Source organism: Paenibacillus sp. J22TS3 (assembly GCF_018403205.1).
Classification (GTDB): domain Bacteria; phylum Bacillota; class Bacilli; order Paenibacillales; family Paenibacillaceae; genus Fontibacillus; species Fontibacillus tuaregi.
This window is the reverse complement of record NZ_BOSF01000005.1, coordinates 398839-424815: the sequence shown is the minus strand read 5'-3', so window position 1 is coordinate 424815 and position 25977 is coordinate 398839. Positions and strand designations below refer to the sequence as shown.

The 25977-nt window shown below is 54.6% G+C and carries 12 protein-coding genes; 10 read left to right on the top strand and 2 right to left on the bottom strand.

Annotation, left to right across the window (positions count from 1 at the left end; translation table 11 throughout):
- The first annotated feature begins 179 nt into the window (after nucleotides 1–179).
- Genes KJS63_RS18015 through KJS63_RS17995 form a run of 5 tightly spaced genes read left to right on the top strand, consistent with a single transcriptional unit; the run spans nucleotide 180 to nucleotide 14913 of the window.
- Complete coding sequence (locus KJS63_RS18015; RefSeq protein ID WP_213620378.1) at nucleotides 180–10439, top strand: non-ribosomal peptide synthetase; 10260 nt, start codon at nucleotides 180–182, stop codon at nucleotides 10437–10439.
- A gap of 33 nt (nucleotides 10440–10472) precedes the next feature.
- Nucleotides 10473–11444: a cysteine peptidase family C39 domain-containing protein gene (locus KJS63_RS18010; RefSeq protein WP_213620377.1), complete on the top strand. Its 972-nt coding sequence runs from the start codon at nucleotides 10473–10475 to the stop codon at nucleotides 11442–11444.
- A 40-nt stretch (nucleotides 11445–11484) separates the two neighbouring features.
- Entirely contained in the window at nucleotides 11485–12201 is a 717-nt protein-coding gene (locus KJS63_RS18005; RefSeq protein ID WP_213620376.1) for a thioesterase II family protein, read from the top strand.
- A gap of 22 nt (nucleotides 12202–12223) precedes the next feature.
- Nucleotides 12224–13510, top strand: a complete 1287-nt coding sequence (fabD, locus tag KJS63_RS18000) for an ACP S-malonyltransferase (RefSeq protein WP_213620375.1) — start codon at nucleotides 12224–12226, stop codon at nucleotides 13508–13510.
- Nucleotides 13511–13524: 14 nt separating this feature from the next.
- On the top strand, nucleotides 13525–14913 hold the full coding sequence (locus tag KJS63_RS17995; protein WP_213620374.1) for a M20/M25/M40 family metallo-hydrolase: 1389 nt from the start codon (nucleotides 13525–13527) through the stop codon (nucleotides 14911–14913).
- Nucleotides 14914–15519: 606 nt separating this feature from the next.
- Here the strand turns inward: KJS63_RS17995 and KJS63_RS17990 are convergent.
- Complete coding sequence (locus tag KJS63_RS17990) at nucleotides 15520–16917, bottom strand: amino acid permease (RefSeq protein ID WP_213620373.1); 1398 nt, start codon at nucleotides 16915–16917, stop codon at nucleotides 15520–15522.
- Between the two features lie 445 nt (nucleotides 16918–17362).
- Here KJS63_RS17990 and KJS63_RS17985 point away from each other — a divergent pair, with 445 nt between their 5' ends.
- The 5 genes from KJS63_RS17985 (at nucleotide 17363) to KJS63_RS17965 (ending at nucleotide 24073) form a co-directional block, all read left to right on the top strand.
- Nucleotides 17363–17707 carry a hypothetical protein gene (locus KJS63_RS17985; protein ID WP_213620372.1) on the top strand — a complete coding sequence of 115 codons (345 nt, stop codon included), beginning with the start codon at nucleotides 17363–17365 and terminating at the stop codon, nucleotides 17705–17707.
- 31 nt (nucleotides 17708–17738) lie between these two features.
- A complete protein-coding gene (locus KJS63_RS17980) occupies nucleotides 17739–19988 on the top strand; it encodes a hypothetical protein (RefSeq protein ID WP_213620371.1) in 2250 nt (749 codons plus the stop codon).
- Between the two features lie 100 nt (nucleotides 19989–20088).
- Nucleotides 20089–21180 carry a tetratricopeptide repeat-containing glycosyltransferase family 2 protein gene (locus KJS63_RS17975; protein WP_213620370.1) on the top strand — a complete coding sequence of 364 codons (1092 nt, stop codon included), beginning with the start codon at nucleotides 20089–20091 and terminating at the stop codon, nucleotides 21178–21180.
- Nucleotides 21173–22738, top strand: coding sequence for a glycosyltransferase family 2 protein (locus KJS63_RS17970; protein WP_213620369.1), 1566 nt, complete (start codon nucleotides 21173–21175; stop codon nucleotides 22736–22738). Before KJS63_RS17975 ends, KJS63_RS17970 begins: the two co-directional genes overlap by 8 nt.
- Before the next feature lie 114 nt (nucleotides 22739–22852).
- Nucleotides 22853–24073 (top strand): stalk domain-containing protein, encoded by a 1221-nt coding sequence (locus tag KJS63_RS17965; RefSeq protein ID WP_213620368.1) that lies wholly within the window; start codon nucleotides 22853–22855, stop codon nucleotides 24071–24073.
- Between the two features lie 140 nt (nucleotides 24074–24213).
- Here KJS63_RS17965 and KJS63_RS17960 read toward each other — a convergent pair whose 3' ends face one another.
- Nucleotides 24214–25977: a sensor histidine kinase gene (locus tag KJS63_RS17960; RefSeq protein ID WP_213620367.1), complete on the bottom strand. Its 1764-nt coding sequence runs from the start codon at nucleotides 25975–25977 to the stop codon at nucleotides 24214–24216.

The window sequence follows — 25977 nt, the reverse complement described above, 5'->3', positions numbered from 1 at the left end:
TTGTATATCACGCTGCAGTGGGCGGGCGGTTGGCAGTCCGGTACGCTTGGATTACTAGCCCTGATTAGCGGGCTCGGCATCGCGGCGCATGTGTTGCTGCTGCTGCGCGGGATTGGCGGAAGGTTGGGAAAAGGACTAGCCGTCAGCGATTCTATTATTAGCTAGGAGGGAAGGGCGCTATGTTTCAACTGGATTTGCTCGATATCAAAAAAGACACGTCCGGGCGGAAGGAGCGGAGTGGGAGCTCTGTCTCCAATGTTTCCCTCAAGGATATTGCGATCATCGGGATATCCGCCAAGCTGCCGCGCGCGGAATCGCACGAAGCCTTCTGGGAGCTGCTGCGAAGCGGCAAGGATCTAGTTGGCGGGTTTCCGGAGTCCCGCAAGGAGGAATTGAAGCCGTATTTACGCCGCATGGAGGCGCAATACGGCTCCGTTTCCTTTTTTGACGGGGCGTATATCGAAGACATTTCAGGCTTTGACTATCCTTTTTTCCGGCTTTCGCCCAAGGAAGCCTCGCTGATGAGTCCGGCACAGCGCTTGTTCCTGCAGACGGCCTGGGGGGCGCTTGAGAATGCGGGGTACGGCGGAGATGCACTGCATGGTTCACGCACCGGCGTCTTTATCGGCTATAACGGGGACGCGCTGCATGATTACAAGCGAATCATCGAAGCGCTGGACCCGGATGCCTTGTCCATGGCAGCGCCCGGAAATTTGAGCTCCATGATACCAAGCCGGATTTCATATTTGCTTAATTTGCGTGGGCCGGCCATCAGCGTGGACACGGCCTGCTCTTCCTCGCTGGTAGCAGTCCATCTGGCATGCCAATCCATCCGCAGCGGTGAATGCGAAACGGCGATTGCCGGCAGCGTCAAAATTAACGTGCTGCCGCTGGATACCGGCATACGGCTTGGCATCGAGTCCAGCGATAACCGGGCCAGAACGTTCGACGACTCGGCGGACGGAACAGGCATCGGCGACGGTGTGGTTGCGCTGCTGCTGAAGCCGTTGTCCCGCGCACAGGAGGACGGCGACCATATTTATGCAGTCATCAAAGGCAGCGCGATGAATCAGGACGGCAGCTCTGTTGGCATTACCGCCCCGAATGCACTTGCGCAGGAGGATGTCATCGCACGAGCCTGGCAGGATGCGGATATTGATCCCGAAACGGTGACGTATATTGAAGCGCACGGAACCGGAACCCCGCTCGGTGACCCGATCGAAATCGATGGGCTGACACGCGCCTTCCGGAGATATACCGATAAACGGCAATTTTGCGCCATCGGCTCACTGAAAACCAATATCGGCCATCTCGATCACGCTGCCGGCATTGCAGGGCTGCTCAAGGCGATTCTGTCGCTTGTTCACAAGCAGCTTCCACCAACGCTTCATTACCTCTCGCCGAACCGCAGCATTCCGTTTGTTGATTCGCCCGTTTATGTCAATGACGAATTGACGCCATGGGAGACAGACGGTGGGGCAAGAAGGTGCGGAGTAAGCGCGTTTGGCATGAGCGGGACGAATTGCCATGTTGTGCTGGAGGAGGCTCCCGCCGGGAGGCCATCGGTTCGTAAGGATCAAGCAGAGCTGATCTGCTTGTCCGCGCACAGCATGACGGCGCTGGAGCGGCTCGTGCTGCAGATGCGGGACTGGGCTTGGCAGCATCGAAGCGATCAGAACCGCAGCATGGCTGACCTCTGTTACACCTTAGCCGTTGGCCGGGGAGCCCATCGGTATCGCCTGGCGATTGTGGCAAGCAGCTGGGAAGAGCTTGCCCAGACCTTGCATGCCGCTGCCGAAAGCGGCCTTACCGGCCTTGCATTGCCGAACGTCCGCTTTGGGACGATCCAATCGGCAGCGGTTGGGAATATGCGGCAGCAGCCCAGTCCAAACGAACGAGAAATGGAAGCGCTTGAGCTGGGCCAACGTTACGTGGACGGATATGAGATCGACTGGAAGGCGATCTATCTAGGTCAACGCCGACAAAGGCTGCCGCTTCCAACGTATCCGTTCGATGCTCACCGTTGCTGGGTGCAGGAGGCGCACACTGCTGGGGCTGCGCTGCATACGCCATTTCCAGCTTTAAGAGGATATTTGCTTGGTGGAGATATTCCTGAGGAGCTTCAGCAAGAAATGAACGAAACGTTTGCCAGATGGCAAGCCATGCTGGAGCGAAGCAGCGGGATGACGGGGCAGAACCGTTGCGGGATTGCGCTAACCGGGGAGCGCTCCGGCCTTGAATGGGAGCAGCATGTCGCAGATGTCTGGGGAGAGCTGCTCGGTTATGACGAGCTGCCTGCAAATGCCGGGTTTTATGAGCTGGGCGGAGATTCGATCATTGCACTCAAAATTGTAAACCGGCTCAGCGAGCTTACGGGCGTCCATATTCAGGTGGCGGATTTGCTCGGGCATGCGGATCTGCCTTCCTTCACGGCGCTGATCGAGCAGCGGCTTAGGGAGAGCGGCGCGTCGACAGCGCAAGGCAGGATTGCTCAGCGCGATGGACAAGGGGTGAACCATCTCCACGGCAGACACGAGGCGAGAAACGGTCATGACAGGCAAGCTGCGGACGGTAGATCAGAAGCGTCTCACGGACATGCCTGGCGGATGAACGTTCAAGCGTCCAACTCTTGGTCTGGCGATAAGCTTGAGCCGATTCACAAGGCGGCTCCGCAAGAGCATTATCCGGTTTCATCGCCGCAGAAACGCATGTACTTGCAGCAGCAGGCGATGCCGGATGATCGCAGCTATAATTTGCCCGAATTGCTGCACTTGGACGGGGCTATCGATGGAGACCGCCTGGAGGCCGCCCTGCAGGCCATTGTAGAGCGTCACGAGACGCTTCGCACTACCTTCCACGTCATCGACGGAGAGATCCGGCAGCTCATCCACGCTGCCATTCCTCTCCGCCTGATTCGCATAGAGGCCGATGAAGCGAAAGTGGACAGCGTGCTGCAAAGCTTGTTCCTGCCGTTCAGACTCGATACGGCTCCGCTGCTCCGCGTTGCATTGCTGACGCTGGGACCTGAGCGTCATGTGCTGTTTCTCGATATGCATCATATTGCATCTGACGGGATGTCGGCAGGTATTCTTTTGTCCGACCTGATGATTTTATATCAAGGAGGTTCGCTGCCGCCTCTACCGCTGCAGTACAAGGATTATGCGGTATGGCAGATGAACAGGCCGCCCTCCGGGGACGCCGAGCGGTATTGGCGCGAGCAATGCCGGGGAGATTGGCCAACGCTTGAGCTTCCGACCGATGTCCCGCGTCCGTCCGTCAAAGGCACGCGCGGCGAAACGTTCGACGTGTACGTCGGTGCCGATTTGGTGGCGGCTGTCCGCAGCCTCGCGACCGAATCGGGCGCAACACCGTTTATGGTACTGCTAGCGGCGTATTACACGTTCCTTGCCCACTATACAGGAGCGGAAGACATCGCCGTCGGCACGCCGATTGCGGGACGGAACAGGCGCGAGCTGGAAGCGATCGCGGGCATGTTCACCGGCACGCTGGCGCTGCGCGCTTATCCGAGCGCGGACAAGCCGTTTAGAGCTTTTTTGTCTGAAGTGAAAGAGATAGCAACTGGGGCTTACGCCCACGCCGATTTTCCATTTGAGGAAATCGCGCAGTGGATGGATAGAAGGGATGCCAGCCGGAGTCCACTGTTTGACACGATGTTCATCATGCAAAACCTGGGTATTCCAAACGCTTCAGCGGAAGGCTTGTCGTATCGCCACCAGCGCTTTGAGCATGGCACGGCCAAATACGACTTGATGATTCAAGCCGTGGAGAATGGGTCGGAATTGCGGCTTGTCGTGGAATATAATACCGATTTGTTTCGCCGTACGACAGCCGAGCGGTTCATGCGGCATTATGTGCAGCTGCTGCGCAGCGTGACGCTTCGTCCCGATGCCACGCTCGGCGAAGCGGAGATGCTGAGTGAGGAGGAGCGCGTGCACATGCTGGCGCTGGGGAAACGCGAAACGGACTTTCCACCGCCTCGCTGTCTGCATGATTGCTTCAAGGAACAGGCAGCGGCGGTTCCGGGCCTCCCGGCTGTATCTTGCGGCGGTGAATCCATGACCTATCGGGAGCTGGATCGCCGCAGCGATGAGCTGGCGCGAACCTTGCGCGCCAAAGGGGTGGGACGCGGCAGCGTAGTTGGCATCATGGCGGAGCGCTCGATCCCTATGCTGACCGGCATGCTCGCCGTCATGAAAGCCGGAGGCGCTTATATGCCTGTAGATCCGCATTACCCCGGGGAACGCATCCGCTATATGCTGGAGGACAGCGGGGCGGAGCTGGTATTCACGGACGTCGCGCGTATCGGAACCACGGACGCCTTGCCAGCTTCCTTACAGGTGCTGGACATAACAGATGAGACGCTGTTCTCCGGTGGAGACGATACTTTTGTCGCATCGCCGCAGGACCCAGCCGATCCAATGTATGTCATTTATACCTCCGGTTCTACCGGTCAGCCAAAGGGTGTCATTGTTCCGCACCGCAGCTTTTACAATTTCGGACATTCGCTCAGGACGTTTTTCAACGGACAATATGGCGAGGGAGACAGATGCCTAAGCCTGACCAATATTTCGTTTGACGTCAGTGTAGCAGAGCTGTTTATGCCGCTTATGTTCGGGGGTTGCACAGTGCTTTACCCGGAGCCGAGATTGCTTGATCCACGGCGAATTGCCGAGGTGATTGCGGAGGAGCAGATTACATTCGCTTATTTGCCGCCGTCTTTGCTGAAGGAGGTTGCCCGGCTGCTGGAGCAATCGGCTTCCGCGATTAAGCTGGACAAAATGCTCGTTGGGGTAGAGCCGATTAAAGATGAAACACTGGAGCTGTATACGAAGGTCAATCCCGAGATTCGGATTATTAATGGCTATGGCCCGACAGAGACGACGGTTTGCTCCAACATGTACACATACAAGCCGGGCGCTTACCGCGGGGGTTATGTGCCGATTGGCGGGCCGATGCATAATGTCGAAATTTATATATTTGGCTATGGTGGCCAGCTTGCTCCTGTGGGTGTGTCTGGAGAGCTGTATATTGCCGGAAGCAGCCTTTCGGACGGTTATGTGAACAAGCCGGAAACGACAGCCGAGCGCTTTTTGCCGCATCCGTACCGCGAGGGCCACTTCATGTATCGCACCGGCGATATCGCAAAGTGGCTGCCGGACGGCAATGTGATGTTCGTGGACCGGGCCGATCAACAGGTGAAAATCAGAGGCGTGCGGATTGAAATGAATGAGGTTCGCTCGCAATTGATTTCCCTTCCCGAGGTGGAAGATGCGGTTGTGGTTGTCCGCGAGCAGGCAAGCGGCGACAAGGAGCTGTGCGCATATGTGGTCGCTTCGGACAAGCTCCCTTCGCGGGATTGGCGAAGAAAGCTGAGAGATAAGCTGCCGGAGGCGATGATACCGGCTTTTATCGCGGCGATTGATGAGATACCGCTGACGCCCAACGGGAAAGTGGACAAGCGCGCCTTGCCGGAGCCGGAATTCGGGCTTCAGGAACGAGGAGAGCCGGAGCTGCCGCGAGACGAGATGGAAAAGCGCGTCACCGCCATTTGGCAGGAAGTGTTGGGCGATACGGCGGGAACGATCGGCATTCACGACGACTTCTTTGAGCTTGGCGGGCACTCCTTGAAGGCTGCCATACTGGCGGGCAAGCTGCAGCAGGAGACGGGGGTTCAGATTCCGCTTAGTCAGATATTCGAGCTTACCACCATTGCGGAAATGGCCGCCTGGCTGAAGGAGCGGGACGACGCTTCTGTGGCGGCCGAGCCGATTCCGAAGGCGGAGCGCCGAGAGTGGTATCCGATGTCACGCGCTCAGCGCCGCCAATATATGATGCAGATGCTGGCCGGAGACGCCACGATGTATCATGTGCCGTTCGCGCTTCGTTTGCAGGGCAGGCTGGATACGGCGCGGCTGGAAGATGCGTTTACAGCGCTGATCTACCGCCACGAAAGTCTGCGGACGACCTTCCATATGATAAGGGACGAGTTCAGGCAAGTGGTTCAACCGCCGTTTGTTTTCAAGCTGGAGGCGCTGGACCCTGCATTGATGACTTGGGATGAAGAGGTGCGGGAAGCGCCGCCGAACAGTGCCGAGGTGACGAGGCTGATGGAAGTGTTCCAGCGACCGTTCCAGTTGGACAAGCTGCCGCTGCTGCGGGCGGGACTGCTGCGGCTGAAGGAGGATGATCACCTGCTGCTGCTGGATGTTCATCACATTATTACAGACGGCGTATCCTCCGGCTTGCTGGTGAATGAGCTGTCACAGCTGTATGCCGGACACGCATTGCAGGAGCTGCGAGTGCAGTACAGCGATTATGCGGTGTGGCAGGAGGTCGAATCGGCAAATGCCACTTATGCCGAGCATGAGCGGTACTGGATGGAGGTCTTCGAAGGCAAGCTTGCTGTTCTGGAGCTGCCGACGGATCGGACGCGGCCGCCTGTGCCGAGCTATAAGGGCCGCCGCCATTCGTTCCGGTTGGACGCTCGGACAACGGCGGAGGCGCGAAAGCTGGCGCGGGAAGCGAAGACGACGCTGTATACGGTGCTGCTGGGCGCTTTTGCCGCAATGCTGGCCAAATACAGCGGGCAGGCCGAAGTGATTGTGGGCACTCCCGCCGCCGGCAGGGAGCATGCTGATACGCATGGGCTGATCGGTATGTTCGTTAACACGCTGGCGCTGCGGATCAGGCCGGAAAGAGACAGGACAGTACGGGCCTATATAGCGGAGCTGCATAACGATGTAGTAGGGGCGCTTTCGCGCCAGACGTACCCTTTCGAGGAGTTGGTCGAAGGGCTCAAGGCTGATACGGACAGAAGCCGAAATCCTTTGTTTGACGTTATGTTTGTCCTGCAAAATATGGACCCGGCGGTGATGGAAGCTGGCGGCCTCGTCTTTGGCGAAATACCATTTGAGACTAGGACAAGCAAGTTCGACCTGACTCTGGAAGCGGTGGAGCGGGAAGTGGAAATCGAGCTTCAACTGGAATACGCCACGGATTTGTTTCAAGAGGAAACCGCGCGCCGCATGGCGGAGAGCTATATCGTGCTCGTGCGGGAGTTGTGCAGATCTCAGGATCGCACGGTTGGCGAGCTTGAGCTGATGAGTGAAAGCGAGCGGGAGCAATTGCTGGCTCTGTTAACCGGAGGAAGCAGGCCGGTGCAGGCTGCGAGAAGAGAGGGGAGCAATGGTAGCATGGAAATTCGAGCTGGGAAAGGCATCACGGACTGGCAGGGAGATGCGGCAGCGGCTTCCGTGCATGCAACAACGGAATGGACAGGGTTTGTGCAGGAAGTGGAACGCCAGGCAGCGCGTACGCCGGATACGGTGGCAATTCAATTCGGCACGGAGTCGGTGACGTATGCTGAGCTGAATGAACGCGCGAATCGGCTTGCTCATTCCCTACGGGCGAAGGGTGTGGGGCCAGAGCGCATTGTCGCGCTGATGGCATCCCGCAGTCCCCTGCTGCTTGTCGCTATTTTGGGTGTTCTGAAAGCCGGAGGCGCCTATGTTGCCATAGATCCCGCTTACCCGAAAGAAAGGATCGGCTGGATGCTTGAGGATTGCGGTGAAGCGCTTCTGCTGACGGAAAGAGAATATGCAGGAGTCGTAACGAGCGCCGCTGCCGAGTGGTATCTGGACGATCCGCAGCTGTATGCGGCAGACAGAGGCAATCCGGAGCCTGGCCATAAGCCGGACCATTTGGCGTATGTGCTGTATACGTCGGGCTCGACTGGACGTCCTAAAGGCGTGATGATTGAGCATCGCGGGCTTGACCATTTCATCAGGGGCTTCCGAAACCGGCTTCCGTTTGAGAAGGGCCAGAGCATCCTGGCGATGGCATCGGTCTCCTTTGATATTTTTGTTGTTGAAAATCTGCTTCCGCTCACACTGGGTATGCGGGTTGTGCTTGCGAGCGAAGAGGAACGGGGCGATGCCGCCTTGCTGCAAGGCCTGATCGATACGCACGGCGTCGATGTGCTGCAAATTACACCGTCGCGTTTCAAATGGTGGATGAATCAGCTGGGCGAAACGGACGGCTTGCAAAAGCTGCGCATATTGATGATCGGGGCGGAGCCGCTGACACCAGATGTGCTCGGCAGGCTGCGAGCCGTTACCGGAGCCAGATTGTTTAATTTGTACGGTCCGACAGAAACAACGGTGTGGACCTCGATCCGTGAAGTGACCGAGGGTGAAGAGATTTCGATCGGCACGCCGATCGAAGGTTCCATCATGATGGTGCTTGACGAAGGGCTGAAGCTGCAGCCGACAGGCGTGACCGGCGAAATTTGCATTGGTGGGCCGGGCGTCGGGCGTGGATATCTCAGCCATCCCGAGTGGGATACCGCTTTTGTACCGAATCCGTATGCGCCGGGTGAACGCATGTATCGCACAGGCGACCTTGGGCGCAGGCTTGAAAATGGAGAGTTCGCCTATGCGGGACGCCGTGATTTTCAGGTGAAAATCAGGGGCCACCGGATTGAGACCGGTGAAATTGAGCAGCAGCTGCTTGGCTATGAACAGGTGAAGGAAACGGTCGTCACCGCGTTTCAAGAAGAGGATGAGGAATACGCGCTTTGCGCGTATGTCGTCATGCATAACGAAGCGGCAGCGGGTGCGGAGCAAGGCGGAGATGCTCCATCCGGCCAGTTGACCGCGCAGCTGCGTGAATATCTTGGGGACAAGCTGCCTTCGTATATGGTTCCAGCCTTCATGGTCGTTCTGGATGCGATTCCGCTTACGCCAACGGGCAAAATCGACAGAAGGGCGCTGCCGAAGCCGGGACCATCTGATCTCGGCCAACGCGAGCTTGTTCCGCTGTCAACAGATACCGAACGCAAGCTGGCGGCGATTTGGAAGGAGCTGCTCGGTACGGATGCGATCAGCGCCAAGGACAGCTTTTTCGACCTGGGCGGCCATTCCCTTAAGGCGACGGGTATGGTCAGCCGCATTGCGGAACGCTTTGGCATCCAAATACCGCTGCGGGATATTTTTATGAATCCTACGCTTGAAGGTTTAGCGGCCCATCTGGACACCAGCGGAACCGTAGCAGCCGCCAGCATTTCAAAACAGCCGGAGCGCGAGCATTACCCGATGTCGAGGGCGCAGCGCCGCCAATTTATGATGGGGCTGATCTCGGGCGAGGCAACGATGTACCATGTGCCATTCGCCGTGCATATGCAGGGCAAGCTTGATGTGGAGCGGCTGGAGGAAGCTTTTCTTGCTATGATGCGCCGCCATGAATCGCTCCGAACGACGTTCCATCACGAGCAGGACGAGTTCCGCCAGCGTGTTCATGCGGAGCCGGTATTTACGCTGGAGCGCAGCGCCAAGCTGAGAATGGCGGCGGGCAAGCTGCTTGCGGAAGGAGGAGACGTTGGGTTATTCGGCGGTATCAGCGCGCTGATGCAGCGCTTTATCCGCCCGTTTGATCTCGGCAGTCTGCCGCTGTTCCGGGCCGGACTGATTCCGCTTGGCGAGGAGCGCCATCTGCTGCTGCTGGATCTTCATCATATTATTACCGACGGTGTTTCCGTCAGCGTTCTGCTGCAGGAACTGACCACGTTGTACGGCGGCGGCGAGCTGCCGGAGCTGGATATCCAGTACCGGGACTACACGGTATGGCAGGAAGAACGAATCGGCAGCGAGGCTTACATGGAGCACGAGCGCTACTGGCTGGAGGCGTTTGAAGGGGAACTGCCGACGCTTGCGCTCCAATCGGCCTTGCCAAGGCCGGAGCTTCAAAGCTTTGATGGCGGTCTGATCGACTTCATGCTGGATGAAGAGCTGACGCTCAAGATCAAGGCGTTTGCGCGTGAGCGCGGCACGACGCTGTATACGGTGCTGCTCGGGGCTTATTCGATGCTGCTGAGCAAATGGAGCGGTGCTCAGGATATCATTGTCGGCACCCCGGTAGCGGGCCGCAATCATGCGCAGCTGGAAGGGCTGATCGGGATGTTCGTAAATACGGTTGCGATTCGCAGCTTCCCGGAATCGTACCGGACCGTTGGCGATTATTTGTCCGAGCTGCATGAGGATGTACTGCGGGCGCTGGAGCACCAGGATTATCCGTTCGAGGATTTGGTGCAAAAGCTCGGGATCGAACAGGATCGCAGCCGCAATCCGCTGTTTGATACGATGTTTATTTTGCAAAATATCGATCGCGTCGCTTACCGATCAGGCGGCATTGAATTCGAACCCAAGGAGTTCGATCCGGGCGTCAGCAAATTCGATTTGACGCTTGAAGCGGCGGAGCGGGACGGAGGAATCCGCTTTGCCTTGGAATATGCAACAAGTCTTTTCGGTGAAGAAACTGTCCAGGCTTTGGCGGAAGATTATACGAATATCTTACGTGCTCTGGTCGAGAACGGAGCAAGCCAAAAAATCCACGCTGTGCTTGCGGCAAACAAGCTTGCCTGAACCAACATTCTGAGCCTAAGGAGGCGGCGAACAATGAAGCTGTCGATGAAGAGGAAACCGTTTAACGAGTTTTGGATGAACTGTATGCTGAACCAGGCGTTTTCCATTGCGGTGTCGGAGGAGCCCAGCTACAGGGATGCGGCATATTTGAACATTTACCGTTACTATCCTTGGGAGGCTGCAACGGAGAAGGACTTCCGGTATCCGACAATTGACACGCTGTATTATATGGACGATCCGGCCAAATTTCCGCTGTCACAGGTGATCCGCTATATCGAGCCCGGTCATTTCCGCAGCAAGGAGACGGTGCTGGAGGAGATCAGGGCGATGCTGGATGGCGGACGGAACTTAAGCGTAATTGTCGATCTGTATGGCTGGCTTCCGGGCAGCATGGCCTGGAAAAAGTTCCATTGGAACCATTATTCGCTGTTTAATGGATACGACAAGGAGCGCGGCGTCTTCTATGTCATTGACGATACGCTTGCGGGCTACGAAGAGCACGAGGTTCCGGAAGAAAGGCTGCTCAAAGCATACGGCAACTCGGAATACAATGTGAACCCGGCTTATTTGGGGCCAGCCTTCTATGTATACAACCTGCAGGAAAAGGTTCGGCCTTACGAGTTGAAGCTGGATGAAGTGGTGGAAAATGCGGAGCGGCTGGTGAGGGAGCTTGGGGAGTTTTCATTAGAGGGCATGTGGAATGCAGGTTCCGACCCGGAGAAGAAGCAGGCTCGTCTGACCTATGGCGTTATTGGCGCCAACATTATTTGCAATCGGCATATCGCCAACATGTCGCTGCTTCGATCCATGCGGGAGAAGAGGCTGATCAGCGAAGCGCTGCATGAGTCGCTGTCTAGTCAGCTTGGTGTAGTGAAGGACGGCTGGGACCTGGTGAAGGACCGCTTTGTGACGGGAGACTTCGAACGCGGCAGAGAGCTGGCGCTCGCGGAGGAATTGTTTGAGAAGGAAAAAGCGTTCTGGACCACGCTTGCCGACGGGGCTTAAAGACCGCTTGTGTCAACATGTTACCCGGGAGGCGAGCTTTATGACGATATCTTTAATTTGTTTGCCGCATGCAGGGGGCTCCGCACAAGTGTACAAGCGCTGGGCGAACCAGCTGCATCCTGGCCTGCGTCTGGTGCCGGCCGAACTGGCGGGCAGAGGAAGCCGCATGGGCGAGCCATTCTATGCGGACGCAGCGGAAGCCGTGCGGGATTTGCTGCCGTTGGTGCTGGAGACGGCACTCGGCTCCGATTCGTATGCTTTATTCGGTCACAGCATGGGCAGCCTGCTTGGGTATGAGGTGCTGCATGCGCTGTGGGAGGAAGGATTCCCGCTGCCTGCGGCAGTCTTCCTCTCCGGCAGAGGGGCGCCGCATTGCGAGCAGGAGGAGGCCAGCCGGACCCATTTACTTCCGGATGACGAGTTTATCGAGGAACTGAAACGGCTTGGCGGCATGCCGGATGAGCTGTTCCGGCATCAGGAGCTGCTGGATATGTTTATGCCGATCCTAAGAGCCGACTTCAAGCTTATCGGCGAATATGAGCCTCGGATGCGGCCGCCGCTGCCGCTCCGGCTCGCCGTCTTGAGCGGCAAGGATGACGACTGCGTCAAAGGCCCGCTCAGTGAATGGGACCGGTATGCGACGGGAGGCTGCGAACTGATGCTGTTTGAGGGAGGACATTTTTTCCTGCATGAGCGGGAACGTGATGTTGTAGCGGTGATCAACAAAATGCTGACCGAGGCGCCTGCCCCGATCTGACCCGTAAGGAGCGTGATGGAACATGCTGAACAAACATGCGATATGGTTTCCCGGTCAGGGCTCGCAGCGCGTCGGAATGGGAAAAGCGCTGAGCGAGCAGTATGCAATCGTCAAAGCGACGATGGAGGAAGCGAACGAAGCGCTGGGCATGCGCCTTGACAGCCTGATGTATGAGGGACCGATAACGGAGCTGACACGGACTGAAATTGCCCAGCCCGCCATTCTTGCGCTTGGCGTGGCCATGTATCGCGTCTACAGCCGGGAATGGGGATACCTGCCTGCGATGGCTGCCGGCCACAGCTTGGGCGAGATTACTGCTCTAACCTGCGCGGGGGCCATAGCGTTCCCGGAAGCGCTCAGGCTCGTACGCCGCCGCGGCGAGTTGATGCAAGGGGCCGCTGCTGCAGGGGGCGGCGCGATGGCAGCGGTGAACGGGCTGAGTTCGGATGTTGTCGCCAAGGTATGCTTGGAAATTAGCGCAGACTGTGCGGACGGAAGTCGTATTGTTGTGGTATCGAACATAAATTCAGAGCAGCAAACGGTGATTTCGGGTCATAAAGAGGCCGTACATGAAGCGTCCGAAAGACTGTCTGCCTATGGGGCCGCAGTCATACCGCTGCAGGTAAGCGCGCCGTTCCACAGCCCGTTGATGGCCCCGGCGGCTGAGCAATTTGCTGAAGTGCTGAGCCGCGTCCCGTTTGGAAAACTGGACTTTCCCGTTGTTTCTTCCTTGACGGGTCTGCCTTACGGAGATACGGCAGAGATCGCGGGTAATCTGGCAAGGGGATTAACAGAACCCGTCAATTGGCCGGCGGTCCTTGCATTTCAGAAAAGCATTGGCGCTGCCGCTGCTGTGGAACTGGGTCCAGGTACTGTGTTGAAACGGCTGGCACCAGTGAACGGCCTGCGCGTATTCGCTTTTGACGACAGGGAGGATGAGGCATATCTGGCTGCCGCAAGCCGGCGAACGGATGCTTATCCAATTGAACTGCTGAATCGTTGCCTGGCTATCGCCACTTGCGTCCGCAACCGCAATTGGAACGCGGCTGAATATGAACAAGGCGTAGCTTCGCCTTACCGCGGCGTGCAGCAGTTGGTCGAGCGGCTGCGGGAGACGGGAGAGCAAGTGGCAGAGGCGCATGTCCGGCAGGCGCTGACGATGCTGGAATCGGTGTTCTGCACTAAAGGCGCGTCCGCCGAAGAGCGGGTGCGACGGCTTGCAAGACTGCAGAGTGAGTTCGGTCTGCGCAGCTTGCCAGGTGTTGCTGCCGACCGATCCGACCGATCATACGCGGGTAGTCTATTGTAGGAAGGAGCGGGGTCATGGGTATTCGGCTGGCTAATGGCGAGTTGGATCAGGATGAAGCCTGGCGTTGCGTTGAGCTGCCGTCTCCTGTGGAGATTTTGCAGACCTTGATCCGCTTCAATACAACAAATCCGCCGGGTGAGGAAGCCGCATGCATCATGTATATCCGGCAGCTGCTTGAGGAGGCGGGCATTGAAGCGCGGATTGAGGCGCTGGATCCCGCCAGGCCCAACCTGCTCGCCAGGCTGAAGGGCAGTGGAGCGGCAGCGCCGCTATTGCTGTACGGGCATGTCGACGTAGTTGGCGTAGACAAGCAAATCTGGAGCCGTGACCCGTTCGGAGGCGATATCCACGAAGGCTTCGTCTGGGGACGGGGCGCTCTGGATATGAAAGGAGGCGTGGCGATGCTCGTATCGGTTTTCCTCCACGCGCATATCCGCAAGCTGCCGCTGCGCGGCGATCTCATACTGGCGATTGTCAGCGATGAGGAAGCAGGGGGCGAATACGGGGCTTCCTTCCTGGTGGAGCGACATGCCGATTATTTTGAGGGAGTAAAGTATGCAATTGGCGAATTTGGCGGCTTCGCGTTTCATGCGCTGGGGAAAACCTTTTATCCGATTATGGTGGCGGAGAAGCAGCTGTGTTGGCTCAAAGCGACGATTCGGGGAGACGGGGGACACGGCTCCATGGGCAAGCCGGGAGCTGACTGTATGGGGCAATTGGGGAACATGCTTCAATCACTTAACAGGAATAAGCTGCCGATCCATGTGGTACCGGCAGCCCGGTTGATGATTGAAGGTATGGCCGACGCGCTGCCGCTGCTTCCAGCGCTACTGCTGAGGGGGCTGCTGCGTCCCCGGCTGGCAGGCCTCATTCTGAAGCTGCTGGGGGAAAAGGGAGGAACGTTCGCCCCGCTTCTGCGTAATACGGTCAGTGCGACCGTCGTTCGCGGCGGTGAGAAAATCAACGTTCATCCCAGCGAAATTACGGTCGAGCTGGATGGCCGAACGCTGCCTGGCGTCACTCCGCAGCAATTTATGGACGAGCTGCGCCGCTTCGCGATTGATGAATCGATCGGGCTGGAAGTGCTGCGCCATGATCCATGCGCCGCAGCTCCCGACATGGGGATGTTCGGTTTGCTGTCCGATGTGCTGAAAGAAGCGGATCAGGAGGCGGTTCCGGTGCCGATGCTGCTGCCCGGGGGAACGGACGGAAGATGGTTTGCGAAGCTTGGCATCCAAACCTATGGTTTCCTGCCCATGCCGCTGCCCAAGGACATGCAGTTTACCAAACTGATTCATGCGGCGGATGAACGTATTCCCGTAGAAGCGGTGGACTTTGGCACAGATGCGATTTACCGGGTGTTGGAGCGCTACGGTGTGCAGCCGCTGTCACCGGATGGTTAGAGCAGCTTGCCATACATTGCATACCGAGTGAAGAAAAATCAACGGTCAGGATGAGTTCAGGACGATTCTCGCTGGGATAGACCCTTTAACATGAGACAAATCAAAACACCTTCAAGAGGATGGAACCCTGTCGTAAGATAGGGAGATCATCTTGGAGGTGTTTTTGTGTTCTAGGAACAAGTTGAGCTATCCATTGGAAGTGAAGATGCAAGCGATCGAAGCGGGATTGACGGGTGTCGGCGTGGGAGGGGTTATGAAGCGGAGAGGCCGAGTGATTCTGAAGAAGCGGAGCGTCCGCCTTTGTCTCCGAAATGCCCCATTGGATAGTTATTTCAAAGATTTCGGAGACAACAGTGTTCGTAAGAACACTCGGAATCGCAGCACCCTAAAAGGGTGACCTTCAGCGGCTGTTAAAGGAAAAGGCATTACCATGGAGCATGCCCCGAAGGATACGCCCGTTGATAATGCCCTCATTGAATTGCTTTTTACGTTAAAGTCATAAACCTTCTATCACGAACAAACTTCTACAACGACTAGAATCGGCGAGCAGACCGTTCGAGACTACATTTCATTCAAACAAAACTAAACAGCCGGTCACCGGTTCATTTACACCGATTTCTTGTTCCGCAGAAGAAGCGGATAGAACAGGATGCCGCTGACAATCAAAACGACACCCAACAGGAATGTTTTAAGATCTGCGGTACCTGCAACGATAACCCAGAGAGAGTATATAGCAGCTAGGACCGCGATGATGCCCTCGGTTACCCGTTCTTTTTGCAGGGAGTAAGTCTCCCCGGTCCAGATCAGCTTGAGATGGTAAAGCGAGGCGATCAAATAGGGTACCAAGTAGGCGAGCGTGGCGATATAGATGATAAAATCAAACGCTGCCGAGATAGATCCAGAGATTGTGGACAGCAGCAAAATTTGGCCAAGTGTGTTGGACACCCAAAGCGAAACCGTTGGCATGTCTTTACTGTTCTCTTTGGCGAACGACGTTAGAAAAACGCCCAGCTTAGCGGCCTGGTATGGCACCTCGCTGCTCAGCAGCACCCAGCCGATCGTAGATCCGAGCAAGCTGATTAAGCCAAGACCAGCCAGAAGTTTGCCCCCGATGGGTCCAAGCACGGTGGAAATGCCGTCTACCAGTGGGTTCTGGGAGGCGATCAATTGATCCTGTGGGAGCAGGCCCATAGTCAGGATGCTGATGCCGACATACAGCGCAATGGAGATTAGCAGCCCTACGATGGTTGCCCAGCGTATATCCTGCTTCCTGCGGGCCCGGGCCGCAAAGACCATAGCGGATTCAACCCCAATGAAAGCCCATAGCGTTGCGACCGAGGCTCCGTTAATCTGGGAGAGAAGCCCGAGCGTTTCTCCGCTGCCGTTCGTACGTGGGGCCACTAGGGGTCCGATTTTGCTCTGATCAAAAGCAAACAGGGCGATCACAATGAAGAGCGCAAAACCAATAACTTTTGTTGCGGTAGCGATAAAGTTCAGTTGCCCTGCGCTCTTCATTCCCTTGAGACAGATGGCATGTGTTCCCCATAAAAGTACTGAGCAGACGAGGAACGTAAGAACGTTGCCTGCTTTTAACGTAAAGCTCCCAAGCGTCAGCCACACCTTGTCACTGGTAAGCACCGGGAAGAAGGTGGACAAATAGCTGGTAAAAGTTGTGATTACCGCAACAAACCCGGCGATATTGCCAACCCAATAGCCCCAGGTGGACATGAAGCCGGCCAGCAAGGCGCCGTGGGAGCCTTCGCGGAATAACTCCTTTGCGTAAATTTGTGGCCCCCCACTGAGCTCCGGCTTGCGGACAGCCAGACTGCCAAAGACAAGCGCCAGCATAAGCACACCAAGACCGGTAGCGCCCCATCCCAGCAGAACGCCCGCAGGACTCGCCGCTTCTGACAAAGAGCGGGGCAGCATGAATATTCCCGAGCCGACCATATTGCCAACCACAAGGGCCGTTAGAACCCAGAAGCCTAGTTTATGTCTAGTCATGATGGTAAACCCCTTTTGTAATAATTTGAAATTAGCCATAGGATAATAGAAAAAACAAACTGACAGATACCTATAATACACTTTCTTCTGGTAAAGCACCAGAGAAAATTTTCAGGGATCTGCCGAAGTATGAAGCTCATCTCTGCCGTTATGGCGGAGTGAGCTTTATTTTGCAAGAGCGGAAGGGAACAGCTGTTATGAAGTAACTTTGCGAATGAGATGCAAATTAACAGGGATGGGGCTCCCTCGTCCAATCATTCTATAAATGTGAGGAATACTATATTGATAGTGCTAGGGGTCAATGACCCAATTGGCATTGATTAAAAATAGGGACAGCTGATGAAAATCAATTGATGAATGTGCTTGTATACTGCACATATTTGGGATTGGGAGTTGATAAACTTTTATATTTACATCTAAATTCTCAGTGGAAAGGAGCGATGGAATGTCCTTTTTCTCAACTGGTCCAATTGAAAACAACCCTGTGGGTGGGGTCAGGACGACTCAGCAGCTAACCGTTAAAATCGAAAATCGTGATCTTGTAAACTCAGGCACAGTCCAAGTACATGGATATGTACTTGACACCACAGTGACTCTATATGTTGTCGATCCTATTTCTGTAAGTCCGTCTGAAGTGGTTACAAGAAATTATTATGCAAACCTGGATGCTATAAAGTTCGATTTCACAACGGGAGGACCCGCAGAGGATCAGATTGTGATTTCCGTGTGGGGTAAAGATGATACCGGCCAGCTGCAAGCTGCCCATCGTGTAGTTAGAGAGGAACTGTAATAACCAATAGTAAAAGGAGAGGGTTATCAAAATGGCTTTTTTCTCGACCGGACCGATAGAGAACAATTTAGTTGGCGGTGTAAGGCCTACTCAACAATTAACGGTGAAAATTGATAACCGCAGTTCGATGAATACCGGGTCTGTCTTAATACGAGGATACTATTTAACAACAACAAGAACACAATATGTACATGACCCAATTGTGATTAACCCGAACGAAGTCATAACCAGAAATTATTATGCTGATTTGGATGCATTGGATTATGAATTTATTACAGGCGGTGCAGCGGAAGCAGAGATTGAGATTTCGGTATGGGGGAAAAATGCGGCCGGACAGTTGGTCCCAGCACACCGTATTTTGTCCGACGAGCTGCTCGGATCGGATGTTGGTATCGGACCGACTGGGGCAACTGGACCTTCAGGTGCTACAGGAGCCACCGGTGCAACCGGTCCTGCAGGTGCTACCGGATCAGGAGCAACTGGAGCGACAGGAGCAACGGGAGCCACAGGCGAAGCGGGCGCAACGGGAGCCACCGGAGCAACAGGCGAAGCGGGCGCTACGGGAGCAACCGGAGCAACGGGTGAAGCGGGAGCCACGGGAGCAACCGGAGCGACGGGCGATGTAGGCGCAACGGGAGCCACCGGAGCCACAGGCGAAGCGGGAGCCACGGGCGATGTAGGCGCAACGGGAGCAACCGGAGCTACAGGCGAAGCGGGAGCCACGGGAGCGACTGGAGCGACAGGCGAAGCGGGAGCCACGGGAGCCACCGGAGCAACAGGCGAAGCAGGGGCCACGGGAGCGACTGGAGCCACAGGCGAAGCGGGAGCCACGGGAGCAACAGGCGAAGCAGGGGCCACGGGAGCGACCGGAGCGACAGGCGAAGCAGGAGCCACGGGAGCGACTGGAGCGACGGGTGAAGCCGGAGCCACGGGAGCAACCGGAGCAACGGGCGAAGCAGGGGCCACGGGAGCGACTGGAGCGACAGGCGAAGCGGGAGCAACCGGAGCCACGGGCGATGTAGGCGCCACGGGAGCAACCGGAGCCACGGGAGCGACTGGAGCGACCGGCGAAGCAGGAGCCACGGGAGCGACTGGAGCGACGGGCGAAGCAGGGGCCACGGGAGCGACTGGAGCGACGGGCGAAGCGGGAGCCACAGGAGCGACTGGAGCGACGGGTGAAGTCGGAGCCACGGGAGCGACTGGAGCGACAGGCGAAGCCGGAGCCACGGGAGCAACTGGAGCAACTGGAGCGACGGGCGAAGCAGGGGCCACAGGAGCGACCGGAGCGACGGGCGAAGCAGGCGCCACGGGAGCGACCGGAGCGACGGGCGAAGCGGGAGCCACAGGAGCGACTGGAGCGACGGGCGAAGCGGGAGCCACCGGAGCGACTGGAGCTACAGGCGAAGCCGGAGCCACGGGAGCAACTGGAGCAACTGGAGCGACGGGCGAAGCAGGGGCCACAGGAGCGACCGGAGCGACGGGCGAAGCAGGCGCCACGGGAGCCACCGGAGCGACGGGCGAAGCAGGGGCCACCGGAGCGACCGGAGCAACAGGCGAAGCCGGAGCCACGGGAGCAACTGGAGCGACAGGCGAAGCCGGAGCCACGGGGGTGACCGGAGCGACGGGCGAAGCTGGAGCCACGGGGGCAACTGGAGCTACAGGCGAAGTAGGAGCCACGGGAGCTACAGGCGAAGTCGGAGCCACGGGAGCGACTGGAGCGACAGGCGAAGCCGGAGCCACGGGAGCAACTGGAGCGACGGGCGAAGCGGGAGCCACAGGAGCGACTGGAGCGACGGGCGAAGCCGGAGCCACGGGAGCGACCGGAGCAACAGGCGAAGCCGGAGCCACGGGAGCGACTGGGGCTACAGGAGCGACGGGCGAAGCCGGAGCCACAGGGGCGACCGGAGCAACAGGCGAAGCAGGCGCCACGGGAGCCACGGGAGCCACCGGAGCGACGGGTGAAGCCGGAGCCACGGGAGCAACCGGAGCAACGGGCGAAGCAGGGGCCACGGGCGCGACTGGAGCGACAGGCGAGGCAGGCGCCACTGGAGCAACTGGAGCGACGGGCGAAGCAGGGGCCACGGGAGCCACCGGAGCGACGGGCGAAGCCGGAGCCACGGGAGCGACTGGAGCGACAGGCGAAGCCGGAGCAACTGGAGCAACGGGCGAAGCGGGAGCCACCGGAGCCACGGGAGCAACTGGAGCAACTGGGGCAACAGGTGAGACCGGGCCAACCGGGCCGACGGGACCAACTGGAGAAACAGGGCCAGTAGGGCCGTAGACTGGGCTGGATTTGAAATTAAGAAAAGCATCGTTGTAGAGCGGTGCTTTTCTCTTATTTCTTAATCTGAAAGCATAAAATATGGGGGTACATCTGCCAAATGATAACCATAAGTTTATGTATGATTGTAAAAGATGAGGAAGAGACGATTGGCCGGTGCCTGGATTCAGTCAAACACATTGTGGATGAAATCAACATTATTGACACAGGATCCAAGGATCAGACCAAAGCGGTTGTTTCCAAATATACGGATCGAGTCTATGATTTTGAGTGGATCGAGGATTTTGCTAAGGCAAGGAATTTTGCCTTCTCGAAGGCAACTAAGGATTTTATTTTGTGGCTGGATGCGGACGATGTATTTCTCGAGAGAGATCAAGATCAATTACTTAAGCTAAAGCATGAGCTTGATCCTTCTGTGGATTCTGTCACTATGGAATATCACTTGGCTTTTGATGAATTCGGCAATGTCACATTAAAGTCTGTCCGAAACCGGCTGGTGAAGAGGAGTAATCAATTCCGGTGGGTGGGTGCAGTCCACGAATATCTGGAAGTCGGCGGAAACATACGAACGAGTGATATCGCAGTTACACATCAAAGCATTCGGCACGACACAGACCGGAATTTGCGAATCTATGAGAAACAGATGGCAGAAGGGCGTGAGTTTACTCCCCGGGATTTGTTCTACTTCGCTAACGAGCTGCGGGATCATCAGCAATATGACCGAGCAATTGTATATTACGAGAAATTTCTATCAACGGGAAAAGGTTGGGTAGAGGATAATCTCTCAGCCTGCGGGAAGCTGGCGGATTGTTATTACGCAGTGGGAGACGCTGAGAAACAGCTGGAGTCCACGCTCAAATCATTTCAATATGATCAGCCGCGCCCGGAATTTTGCTGCCGGTTAGGGTATTATTTTCTATCCAAGCACCTGTACCAAGCAGCTATATTCTGGTATAACCTTGCTGCTACAATTGAGCTTCCAAAAGAGAATATGGGCTTTAAAAATCCCAGCTACTCCACTTGGCTGCCGCATTTGCAGCTCTGTGTGTGTTATGACCGGATAGGTGAGCAGGAGTTAGCATACAAGCATAACGAAGAAGCCCGGCGCTACCGGCCTACGGACGACAAGATTTTGCAGAATAAAAAGTATTTAGAGTCTCTCCTGACCCAAGAGGTTGAATCCCATGGATAAAGCCCGGGTCCTGGTAGCAAGTCCAATCTATCAGAAACCTGAAGTATTACAACCATTTCTGGAATCGCTTAGCCGGCTGCAGCAGTCGGAAACGGATTGCTCATTTCTCTTTGTTGACGATAATAAGGACATTCAATCCAGCAGGCTTCTTCAGGAATTTCAGACTGCGCATCTAAAAGTGACTTTAATCTCCTCTAGGTCAGAAGCTGATTATGTGACGGATGATCGCACCCATTACTGGAATGAAGACTTGATATGGCATGTGGCAAATATTAAAAACATGATTTTACACTACGCATTAGAGCAGGGGTTTGACTATGTATTTTTAGTAGACTCCGATCTTTTATTATATCCCCAGACGATGGATCACCTGGTTTCGCTTGGAAAGGACATTGTTTCGGAAGTATTTTGGACCAAATGGCAGCCGGAAGCAGGTGAGCAGCCTCAGGTGTGGCTAAGTGATGAGTATACCCAGTGGAGGCAGGTTAGAGGAGAGCAGCTTTCCGAAGAAGAGAAACTACGCCGTTACCATGAGTTCATTGAACAGATGAGAACCCCTGGAGTATACGAAGTAGGCGGATTGGGAGCATGTACCTTAATCAGCAGGAAGGCGCTGCTAACCGGTGTGAATTTCAAGCAAATTCCCAACCTTTCTTATTGGGGGGAAGACCGGCATTTTTGCATCAGGGCCGCCGCGCTGGGGCTTCAGCTGTACGTGGATACTCATTATCCGGCCTATCATATTTACCGTTCATCTGATCTGGAAGGAGTTCCAGAATTTATGTCCAGGTCGTTAGCATCAGATGTTGGGCAAGCACCGCCTCATCCATTCATTGACACCCCTCACATTAGAATGGGGAGCCATAACAAGTTAACACTCACTATGATTGTCAAAAACGAAAGCGGCCGGTATCTGGAAAAAGTGCTTGCCGAGCACAGACAATATATTGATGCCGCAGTCATCATTGATGACGGAAGTACAGACAACACTTTGGACCTTTGCAAAGAATATCTGGAAGGAATTCCTCTGCACTTAGTCAGCAATACTTCCTCCAAGTTCTCAAATGAGATTGAACTGCGCAAGCAGCAGTGGCGCGAGACTGCCGCAACCCAGCCGGAATGGATTTTAAATCTGGATGCGGATGAGATGTTTGAGACAAGATTTGTTAAGGAACTGCCCAAGCTGCTTAACCAGACTCATACAGATGCGTTTTGCTTTCGGCTGTATGACTTCTGGGACGAAGAGCATTACCGGGAGGACAAATTCTGGAACTCCCATCAGACTTATCGGCCGTTCCTCCTAAGATACCGTACCAACTTTGAATATACCTGGAGAGAGACACCTCAGCACTGTGGCCGGTTTCCGAATAATATCTTCCAGCTGCCCAATGCACTCTCGGATATTCGTCTTAAGCATTTTGGATGGATGAAGAAGGAGGATCGTATTCAAAAGTTCAAGCGGTATATGGAGCTGGACCCGAGCGGTGAGTTCGGATCGATGTCGCAATATTTATCAATTCTTGACGAGCGTCCGAATCTGGTCCGGTGGATCGAATGAAATTTTTGAAGCCTCAATTTTTGAGGCTTTTTGCTTTGATTTACAACTTTTTCTATTTAAGCCCGTCTAATAAGGAGGAAGTAAGTCTAAATAGAGGCCGAAGGAGAATTAAATATGCTGTTTAAAAAAATCAGTAAGGCTATCTTCCTTGCCACGATTTCAGCCAGTCTCTCTATAGGTGGAGCCTTAGCGATTCCTAATTTGACTTCTGTTTACGCTGAATCTACAGCGAAGCAGCCGAACAAGGAAGTCGCCAAGATGTACAGGGTGAGTCATGAGCTTCAATTTGACCTAAAGGGAACCTGGGCTAAGCTCGATGGCAAGAAGACCAGTCCGATCAAGGCGATTGTGCGAAATAACCGCGTGTTCGTACCTCTACGAATACTGACTCAGAGTAAAACAGCCCAATCAATTACCTGGAACCCCAAGAAGCAGGAAGCTCGGATAGTTATGAAGGATCAGCTCGTTCCAACCTGGAAAGATTTGACGTTTAAGATAGGTTCCGATTCCTTATACGGGCTAGATTATGAAATTATCCCGAATAAGAAAATTCCAAAGCCTGTTCTCTCCGGCGGGCTGGTTTATATCCCTGCTAGTGAACTTCCTATGCTTGGCATATCCGTCTCAGCCGCTAAGGGGGATTTGACCTTGCAATGGAGTGAGAAAATCATTGAATTATCCACGAAGTCATGGGAGACGAATGAAGGTACAACGACGTTCACTATGCTCTATCAGCAAGAGATGAACCAGCCTCAAGTTATGCGCTCAATAGGCAACGGTGGCTGGGAAGGGGGCAAGCTTGGTAAGATAACCGGGAGGAATATCCCCCTGGATGGCCGTCTGTATAACCGGATAGAGTTTACAGAGGACTTGAAACCTGGCATCAATCTAATGCAGCTTACTGCCATTTCTTCAGACAGTGCTACCTTTGCAGTGGACCGTAGAATAAAGGATCCTGCAGCGGTCCTGCTCAAAACCTCGGAGCTTGGTGGACAGGATGTAAGTTTCAGTGCTCCAACCCAAGGTTATATCCGTGCTAAGGTTGGGGAAGAAATCACAATAGCAGGGACGATTATGCGTCCAAATCCACGTTTCAACGAAATAACCATTCAAGTCAATAAATATAACCCTGAAGTAAACGGCAAGTCGACCCCCGGCTTTAGTACCGTGGAAACTAAGAAAGTCCCTATTAAGGATGATTCTTTCACAGGCTCTATCTCTATTAAAGAACCAGGCCGCTATCGGGTAGCTATTAACAGTCCGAACTATCTCCTCATTGCAGGGAGCGGTTATGTCTCGGAGCAATGGGCCGAGTTAGTTGTGGAAATTCCATAAAAACAGCTTCTGAACAAGCACGAGGAGATGTACATATACAAAATGCAAAAAGCCTGAGCTGGTCATACCTTTGTCATCTTGACGGGGGTATACCCGTTTCTCAGGCTTTTTGTTATCGCCGAACACTGTCCTTAAGCAGCTTACGCAGCTTCCTGCTTTTCCAAAATAGGCAGGGTGATTCGAACGATCGTGCCATAGCCGGGCTCGCTCTCGATACGAACACCGTATGGGGAACCGAACAGCAGTTGGATACGGCTGTGGACATTGTTGATGCCGATTCCGGATAAATGCTGCCGTTTCTGCTCATTGATCTGATCCCCAACCGCTGACATGCCGATTCCGTCATCGATGATTTCAATGATCAGGAACTCATCCTGCCGGCGGATGAAGACCTGTATATTTCCACTCGGGCAGCCAGGAAAAGCATGGAAGAACGCATTTTCCACAAACGGCTGGATGATCAGCTTGGGAACGAGGAGCTCGGAGCAGCTCTCTTCAATTTCATAATGGACGGCGATCTGCTCGCCGTACCGGATCTGCTTGATGTTAACGTAATGCTGAAGGGTTTCAATCTCCTGTTCCACAGTCACGCGATCTTCTGTAGAGCCGAGGGTACTCTGCAGCATGGAAATCAGACTGTTGATGGTCTCATCAACTTGGTCGGTACGGTTCATTTTGGCCAAATATTTGATTGAGCTTAAGGTATTGTACAGAAAATGTGGATTGATCTGCATCTGCAGTGCGTTGAGATCCGCTTTCCGGCGCTCCTGCTGCTCATAGACAAGCTTCTCGGTATACTGGTCAATTTTGGTAATAAACCGGTTGTAGGCTTTCGTTAATACGTTCGTCTCATAGCTGCCATCCTCCTGCAGCGGATGGTATTTCAAGTTATCGCCTTTGGAGTCCCGCATCGTCTTGACCAGATTATTCAAAGGTCTGGTTATTCTCCGGCTAAGCGAATAGACAAAGACCATACTTATGATAAGGATAAGGATAACTACTTTGAGAATTTCATACGAAATCCTGTACAGGGATTTAAAAGCCGTTAACTGATCAATCTCCTCTACCAGATACGCATTATACTCAGGCAGAAAATAAGAGATGTACGTTTGTTTCTCATCTGTATCAGACCAGACCCCCTGATGCTTAACAGAAGTATCCGTGGCAATGGATAGAAGAGACGTATTCTTCTTGCTGATCAGCTTCTTGTTATTGCTCGACAGAACCGTCCCGTCGGATGATATGAGCGAAATATGGATGCCGTCCGAAATATAAGGTTTATATTTCCGGTAAATATTAAGTTCGTCCATGACAACGGCAACATAACCATACATACGATTCGTTGTAGTATCTATTAATGGCTTGGCTGCAAACAAGTAATTATCATAGGGAACGGATTCCGAGAATAAATCCAGGCTGCTGTAGTACTGAATCCGGTTCTGAACCTGGCCATTATGGTTCATGAATTTCGAGACGAAGTCCTGCGGGATCTTGTCCCATTTGAGAGAATTGCTCGAATAATGCCTTCCGCCTTCTCCGGGAATACCGGATACGATGATGTGTGAATTCTCGGGGCTTAGATAGTCCTTATAGAGATCCATGTATCTCCCGAGCGCAATCACAAGTTTAATCTGCTCCAGCGGTGTGTTGGCCGGCTTCGTGATATAATTCCTGAACTCCTTGCTTCGATTGACCTGAAGCATGGTGTTGACGACTTGATCGTTATAGCTGAGCAAGTCATCTTTCATGAGGTTCATGTTGGCAGATGCATTTCGTACGACTTGATCGAGCAGAATGCGTTCCGAAATGGATGACGATGCGAACATCAGGAGAACCGAAATCAGGATTGTGCCGGATAACATCAGGATCAGAATTTTAATAAAAATGCTGTTTTTCCGAAACAC

Coding starts and splice junctions, on each gene's coding strand:
- KJS63_RS18015 (WP_213620378.1), top strand. CDS start 180: ATGTTTCAACTGGATTTGCTCGATATCAAAAAAGACACGTCCGGGCGG.
- KJS63_RS18010 (WP_213620377.1), top strand. CDS start 10,473: ATGAAGCTGTCGATGAAGAGGAAACCGTTTAACGAGTTTTGGATGAAC.
- KJS63_RS18005 (WP_213620376.1), top strand. CDS start 11,485: ATGACGATATCTTTAATTTGTTTGCCGCATGCAGGGGGCTCCGCACAA.
- fabD (WP_213620375.1), top strand. CDS start 12,224: ATGCTGAACAAACATGCGATATGGTTTCCCGGTCAGGGCTCGCAGCGC.
- KJS63_RS17995 (WP_213620374.1), top strand. CDS start 13,525: ATGGGTATTCGGCTGGCTAATGGCGAGTTGGATCAGGATGAAGCCTGG.
- KJS63_RS17990 (WP_213620373.1), bottom strand. CDS start 16,917: ATGACTAGACATAAACTAGGCTTCTGGGTTCTAACGGCCCTTGTGGTT.
- KJS63_RS17985 (WP_213620372.1), top strand. CDS start 17,363: ATGTCCTTTTTCTCAACTGGTCCAATTGAAAACAACCCTGTGGGTGGG.
- KJS63_RS17980 (WP_213620371.1), top strand. CDS start 17,739: ATGGCTTTTTTCTCGACCGGACCGATAGAGAACAATTTAGTTGGCGGT.
- KJS63_RS17975 (WP_213620370.1), top strand. CDS start 20,089: ATGATAACCATAAGTTTATGTATGATTGTAAAAGATGAGGAAGAGACG.
- KJS63_RS17970 (WP_213620369.1), top strand. CDS start 21,173: ATGGATAAAGCCCGGGTCCTGGTAGCAAGTCCAATCTATCAGAAACCT.
- KJS63_RS17965 (WP_213620368.1), top strand. CDS start 22,853: ATGCTGTTTAAAAAAATCAGTAAGGCTATCTTCCTTGCCACGATTTCA.